Origin of the sequence: Streptomyces sp. NPDC094147, assembly GCF_044764265.1 — a bacterium.
GTDB lineage: Bacteria > Actinomycetota > Actinomycetes > Streptomycetales > Streptomycetaceae > Streptomyces.
The window spans coordinates 135,290-141,612 of record NZ_JBIWHT010000017.1; the positions used below are offsets into that span (position 1 = coordinate 135,290).

At 70.2% G+C, this 6,323-nt stretch carries 5 protein-coding genes; 2 read left to right on the forward strand and 3 right to left on the reverse strand.

Annotated elements, in window-relative coordinates; all coding sequences use genetic code 11:
* Positions 1-15: 15 nt before the first annotated feature.
* Positions 16-1,335 carry an aminotransferase class I/II-fold pyridoxal phosphate-dependent enzyme gene (locus ACIQ8J_RS23975; RefSeq protein WP_403266536.1) on the reverse strand — a complete coding sequence of 440 codons (1,320 nt, stop codon included), beginning with the start codon at positions 1,333-1,335 and terminating at the stop codon, positions 16-18.
* 45 nt (positions 1,336-1,380) lie between these two features.
* On the opposite strand from ACIQ8J_RS23975, the gene ACIQ8J_RS23980 reads away from it, so the two are divergent.
* Together ACIQ8J_RS23980 and ACIQ8J_RS23985 are read left to right on the forward strand one after the other, a co-directional pair.
* On the forward strand, positions 1,381-2,655 hold the full coding sequence (locus ACIQ8J_RS23980; protein WP_403266539.1) for an MFS transporter: 1,275 nt from the start codon (positions 1,381-1,383) through the stop codon (positions 2,653-2,655).
* A gap of 24 nt (positions 2,656-2,679) precedes the next feature.
* Positions 2,680-3,564, forward strand: a complete 885-nt coding sequence (locus ACIQ8J_RS23985; protein WP_403266542.1) for a hypothetical protein — start codon at positions 2,680-2,682, stop codon at positions 3,562-3,564.
* A 115-nt stretch (positions 3,565-3,679) separates the two neighbouring features.
* Here the strand turns inward: ACIQ8J_RS23985 and ptsP are convergent, their stop codons facing one another.
* Together ptsP and ACIQ8J_RS23995 are read right to left on the reverse strand one after the other, a co-directional pair.
* Positions 3,680-5,350, reverse strand: coding sequence for a phosphoenolpyruvate--protein phosphotransferase (gene ptsP / locus ACIQ8J_RS23990; RefSeq protein WP_403266545.1), 1,671 nt, complete (start codon positions 5,348-5,350; stop codon positions 3,680-3,682).
* 79 nt (positions 5,351-5,429) lie between these two features.
* The gene (locus ACIQ8J_RS23995) at positions 5,430-5,879 is read right to left on the reverse strand and encodes a PTS glucose transporter subunit IIA (protein WP_403266548.1); all 450 of its coding nucleotides are present in this window, start codon (positions 5,877-5,879) and stop codon (positions 5,430-5,432) included.
* Positions 5,880-6,323: the final 444 nt, after the last annotated feature.

Consider the following 6,323-nt stretch of genomic DNA (forward strand, 5'->3'; position numbering starts at 1 on the left):
TCCGGACACGGCCTCTCAGCCCCCGTAGGTGGCCTCGGACTCGCCCAGCACAGCGGCGAAGTCCGAGGCCAGCCGCACCGCCTCCGCAGTCTCCAGACCGGCCACGGTGATGCGTACGCCGGGCGCCGCGGCCATCCGGAACCGGGCCCCGGCGGCCACCCACCAGCCGCGCGTACGCAGCCCGTTGACGACGGCCGACTCGTCACCCACCGGCACCCACACGTTCATCCCGCTCGCCCCATGGGCCGTGATCCCGCGCTGCTTCAGCTCCTTGACGAATGCCGCGCGCCGTTCCCCATAAGAGTCTTCGGCCCGCGTCACCAATAGCTGAGCCGAGGGGTCGTCCATCAGCGTCAGCACGGCCGCCTGCAGCAGATGACTCACCCATCCGGAGGTGAGCAGCAGCCGCCCGTCGTGCCGCGCCAGGGTCACCGGATCGCATGCCGCGGCCGCCCACCGCAGATCCGTCCCCAGATATTTGGTGACGGTCCGCACCTGGGCCCACCGCGAAAGCCCGCCATCCGTAAGGGAGTTGAGCGGTACACCCGCGATCTCGGCGGCATGGTCGTTCTCGATCACCAGCACCTCGGGTGCCTGCCTCAGCACCTCGACCAGCTCATCGCGCCGCCGCTCGGAGAAGCAGCCTCCGTACGGATTCTGTGCCCGCGGGCTGTAGACGACGGCCCGCGCTCCAGCGCGGAGCGCCTCCCGAAGGGGCTGCGGCCGCATCCCCTCGTCGTCCACGGCGACCGCGATGGTGCGCAGCCCCATCGCCTGGAGCAGATCGAGCAGATGGTGGTACCCGGGATCCTCCATGGCCACCGCGTCCCCGGGCCGCAGCTCCGTCGTCAGCAGCCGTGCGACGCAGTCGAGCGCGCCATGCGCGAACGTCACGGCATCGGACGGCACCCCGTCACCGTCGAACCAGGCCCGCACCCGCTCCTCCAGCTCCGGCAGCCGGGGCGTGGACCGGTGCGAGCGGGGGCCGGTCGAAGGTGCGACGAGCCCCGGCAGCTCCGGCAGGAAAGCGGAGTCCGGGTGGCCGCCCGCCAGATCGCGCAGCCCCTCGGGCACCTTGGGCGGCCGCCGGGAGGCGACGGCCGGCGCCGCGGCCACCACGGTTCCGCCGCGTCCGCGAGTGACGACCACACCGCGCTGCCGCAGCTCCTTGTAGGCGGTGGCCACCGTGCCGGGGCTCACCATCAGCTCATCCGCGAGCCTGCGCACCGGAGGGAGCGCGTCGCCGGGCCCCAAGCCCCCGTCGGCGACGGCGCGTTCGACGGACGCGGCAATTCCCTTGGCTGTCGTACCAGCGATCGAATATTGTGTTGCCACGTTCTGAATTATGTATCAATACATAAGTCTCGTCAAGGGGGAGCAATGAACTGGAGAGGCCGGCGTGCCGCACTGTGGGAACGCGTTCCAGGAGGTCTCGACGGCCGCCGGATGCTCTCGGTCGCCTTTGTCGACAGAACCGGCAGCGGCCTGTGGGAGGCCGTCTCCGTCCTCTACTTCACGTACGTGGCCGGGCTCTCCCTCGCCCAGATCGGCACCCTGGTCGCCGCGTCCGGAGCCGTCGGCATCGCCGGCGCCCCCATCGGCGGCCGCATCGCCGACCGGCTGCCCCTCACCCGCGTACTGGTCGGCTTCCAAGTACTGCGCGCCATCGCGGCGTTCGCCCTCCTGACCACCGACCACTTCGCACTGCTGCTCCTGTTCGCGTCCATGGGCAGCTTCGGCGACCGCTCGGCCAACGTCCTCACCAAGCTGTACGCGGCCCGGATCGCCGGCGCCGACCGGGTCCGCTACCAGGCCGTCAGCCGGACCGTGGCGAACGCGGGCTGGGCCGTCGGCGGTCTCGCCGCAGCAGGCGCCCTCGCCATCGGCTCGGCCTCCGCCTACCAGTGGCTGCTGGCGGGCAACGCCGTCTCCTTCCTGGGCTCCGCCCTCATCACAGCCCTCTGCGCGGAACCCTCGGCGCCGTCACGCACGATCGCCAAGTCCGGTGACCCCGCGGCCCGGTCGAAACCCGCCAGCCCCTGGCGCGACCGCCGCTACCTGGCGTTCGTCGCCACCGAAACCGTGCTCTTCCTGGACGACGCGGTGTTCAAGATCGGCCTCCCCCTCTGGACCGTGCACGCCACCGACGCCCCACACGGTCTCGTCCCCCTGCTCATGGTGCTCAACAACGTGATGGTGGTGGGCCTTCAGGTCCCGCTCGCCCGATGGGGCGCCACCACCCCCGCGGCCCGCCGACTCCTCTTGCCGCTCTCGGGGGTCTTCGCGCTGGCAGGCGTGGCCATCGCGGCCTCCGCGGCCCACGGCGCGGCGCTGGCCACCGTCTTCCTCGTGGCCTCGACGGCCGGCTTCACGCTCGCCGAAATCATCCACGCGACCATTTCCTGGGAACTCTCGATCGCCCTCGCACCCGACGACGCCCAAGGGGCCTACCTCGGAGTGCACGGCCTCGCCCAGTCCGCTCAGCGCAGCGTGGGCCCCCTCGCGGTCACCGCGGCCATCGCGACCGGTCCGGCCGGATGGCTCACCTTCGGAACCGTCATCGCAGCAACCTGCCTGATCCAGCACCGCCTGGTGGGGCCGAGGCTGTGCCGGGCCCCGCTGTCAGTGGCGTCGGTTACGGTGAGTGAGCATTGATCGACACCGTGCTCAGGGGGAAACATGGCGCACGCCAATCACATCCGGGCCATCCGGCGCACACTCCGCCGTGAAATGCCGAGCACCGTCGGCCTCATCGCCGACGCGCACGACTTCACGGCCATGACGAGATACCGATCCTTCGTCTTCGACGACCACACGGCCTACCTGCGACAGGTGGAAGGGCTCCTGCGCTCGCTCGCCGCCCAGGGCACGCACACCACGGTCGCCCTCTTCGACCCGGACGAGTTCAGCGAGTTCTGTACGTCGACGGGCCTCGACCCGGACACCGCGGACAGCCGCACCCGCTTCACCGCCGAACTCGCGGCGGGCGGCGCCCGCGTGGCCTACACGGGCCAGCCCATCGACAGCCTCGTCCCGCAGCTCATCAACAAGGCTGTCCGCAAAGCCACTTGGGAGTACGCGACCATGCTCCTGGCCGAGGCGGGGGAGTGCGCCGAATGCGGCCAGGACATCGGCCGGGCAGCATTCGACAGCGCTTCGCACCTCCTGCTGAGCCTCCTGGAGACGGCCGGTCCGGGCACCCACCACCTGGTCTGCAGCATCCCCGCACAGGACGATCAGCTCATCGCGGTCCTGCACGCCCATCGGGACGGGTTCGACCCGGCGCGCCTGGACGAGACCGACGCGGCGGAGTTCGCCACCGTCCTCGCGGCGGGCATCGCCCTGAACAGCACCGGCGGGCTGGTACTCCGTACGACGGAACCGGGCGTCCCGGACCGGCTGCACGGCTGGCGTCTGCAACGGGGCCGCCTCGATCCGCTGACCGAGGGCGAGGTCTTCAGCGCCTACTGCACGGACGCCGAGACCGGCGATCCCCTCGCCCCGGAACCGGACGTGGAATACCGCCCCGGATTCCCCATCGAGCAGCCGGACAGCCACCACTGAAGACCGGACAGCCATCACAGAAGAAGGGGGAGCGGCAGAAGGACGGGAAAGAGAGAGGGGCTTCCCGCCGCACCGCGACGGGAAGCCCCTCTCACACCGGTCTCACGACCTGCGATCACTCGCCGGACAGCACCGCCTGAGCGGCCTTGCGCGCATCCTCGGCAGTGTCCGCGGCACGCGCCGCGGAAGCCGCACGCTCGCACTGGGCCAGCGTGTACTTCGCGAGCGTCGCACGAACATAAGGAATGGAAGCCGCACCCATCGACAGGCTGGTCACACCCAGCCCCGTCAGGACACAGGCCAGCAGCGGATCGGAGGCAGCCTCGCCACACACACCACAGCTCTTGCCCTCGGCCTTGGCGGCCTCGGCGGACATGGCGATCAGGTCGAGCAGCGCGGGCTGCCACGGGTCCTGAAGCCGGGACACCGCGCCCACCTGACGGTCGGCGGCGAAGGCGTACTGCGCCAGGTCGTTGGTGCCCAGCGACAGGAACTCGACCTCCTGCAGGATCGAACGGGCCCGCAGCGCGGCGGAGGGAATCTCCACCATCGCGCCGAACTTCGCCTGCAGCCCGGCCGCCCGGCACGCGTCGGCGAACGCCTTGGCGTCGGTACGGTCGGCCACCATCGGCGCCATGACCTCGAGGTACACGGGCAGACCCTCGGCGGCCTTGGCCAGCGCGGTCAGCTGCGTACGCAGCACCTCGGGGTGGTCGAGCAGCGAGCGCAGACCGCGCACGCCCAGCGCCGGGTTGGGCTCGTCGGCCGGGGTCAGGAAGTCGAGCGGCTTGTCGGCGCCCGCGTCCAGGACCCGCACCACGACACGCCCCTCGGGGAACGCCTCCAGCACCTTGCGGTACGCCTCGACCTGCTTCTCCTCCGACGGCGCCTTCGCGGAGTCGTCAAGGAAGAGGAACTCGGTACGGAAGAGACCGACACCCTCGGCGCCGGCATCCACCGCGGCCGGAACGTCGGCGGGACCGCCGACATTGGCCAGCAGCGGAACCTTGTGCCCGTCCGAGGTCGCACCCGGACCGGACGACGCGGACAGCGCGGCCTTGCGCTCGGCGGCGGCCCGCTCCAGCTCGGCCTGCTTCTCCTCGCTCGGGTCCACGAAGATCTCGCCCGTGCTGCCGTCCACCGCGATCAGCGTGCCTTCGGCCAGCTCACCGGCGCCCGGCAGCGCCACGATCGCCGGCACTCCCAGCGCCCGCGCCAGAATGGCGCTGTGGCTGGTGGGCCCGCCCTCCTCGGTCACGAAACCGAGCACCAGGGTCGGGTCGAGCAGCGCGGTGTCGGCCGGCGCGAGGTCCCGCGCGATCAGCACGTACGGCTCGTCGCTGTCCGGCACACCCGGCATGGGCACGCCCAGCAGGCGCGCCACGATCCGGTTCCGCACGTCATCGAGGTCGGCGACGCGTCCCGCCATGTACTCGCCGGCGCCCGCGAGCAGCTCGCGGTAGTGCGAGAACGCGTCGTACACGGCCCGCTCCGCGGTGCTGCCGACGACGATGCGCCGGTCGACATCGGCCATGAGCTCCGGGTCCTGGGCGATCATCGCCTGGGCCTCCAGCACGGCCTGGGCCTCACCGCCGGCCAGATTGCCACGCGCCATCAGGTCGGCCGCCACAGCTTCCACGGCCTGGCGAGCGCGCCCCTGTTCGCGCTCGTGCTCCGACGCCGGAATCTGCTTGGCAGGCGGCTCCAGAACCGCCGTGCCCATGTGCCGAACCTCGCCGATCGCCACACCGTGGCTCACGCCGACGCCTCGCAGCGTTGTCTCCATCTCACCGTCTCCGATAGTCGCGGCGGTCAGTGCCGCCGCAGTGGTTGTCCGTCCAGCGCGCCGCGCAGCGGCGCAAACGTCACTGCCAGCCGAACAGCGCGTCGCCGGCCTTCACGTCGCCGCTTTCGACGACACCGGAGAGGGAGTCAGTGGTGGCTTCCAGAGCCACGATGGGACAAATGGCCGACTTTCCGGCGGCCTCGACGGCGGCCGGGTCCCAACGCACGATCTCCTGACCGCGCGTTACGGTGTCGCCCTTGTTGACGAGGAGCTCGAAGCCCTCGCCGTTGAGCTGAACGGTGTCGATTCCGAGGTGCGTCAGCACACCGTGGCCCTGGTCGTCGACGACGACGAAGGCGTGCGGGTGCAGGGACACAACGACGCCGTCCACGGGCGCCACGGCCGCCGACGGCTCACGAACGGGATCAATAGCGGTGCCGGGGCCCACCATCGCGCCGGAGAAGACGGGGTCGGGCACCGCAGCGAGCCCGATGGCCTGTCCGGCAAGTGGGGACGTCACGCTAGTCATGGGGAGCCTCCCAGGGGCGGAGCTTCTAGTGTCGCCGTCACTACCTGTCCTGGACGGCGTACTGTTCAGAAGGGTAAGTCATAAGAAGTCCTAGTTCCGCACGACAGGTGCCAGTTGGCGGCCCTAGGTGCGCACCGGAAACGATTTGCCTCAACTCCCGGTGGCATGTACTGTCGTACTCCTGCCTGACCCCATCACGACACTGTGATTCGGCGGTCGGCGGCACCTACCAAGTCCCGATCCTAACCCGGATCTCTGGCTCTGCGTGTTCGCGGAGACGGTGGTCAGGAAGACGGAAAAGGCTTGCTAGAGTTTGAATCGCCGGAAAGCCGAAAGGCCGGAAAGCGAAAAGCCCGCTCCAGCGGGTGGCGGAAACGGAAATCGGATCTGCTAAGCTGGAAACACGAAATACCGAAGGGAAGCGCCCGGAGGAAAGCCCGAGAG

Coding starts and splice junctions, on each gene's coding strand:
- ACIQ8J_RS23980 (WP_403266539.1), top strand. CDS start 1,381: ATGAACTGGAGAGGCCGGCGTGCCGCACTGTGGGAACGCGTTCCAGGA.
- ACIQ8J_RS23985 (WP_403266542.1), top strand. CDS start 2,680: ATGGCGCACGCCAATCACATCCGGGCCATCCGGCGCACACTCCGCCGT.
- ptsP (WP_403266545.1), bottom strand. CDS start 5,350: ATGGAGACAACGCTGCGAGGCGTCGGCGTGAGCCACGGTGTGGCGATC.
- ACIQ8J_RS23995 (WP_403266548.1), bottom strand. CDS start 5,879: ATGACTAGCGTGACGTCCCCACTTGCCGGACAGGCCATCGGGCTCGCT.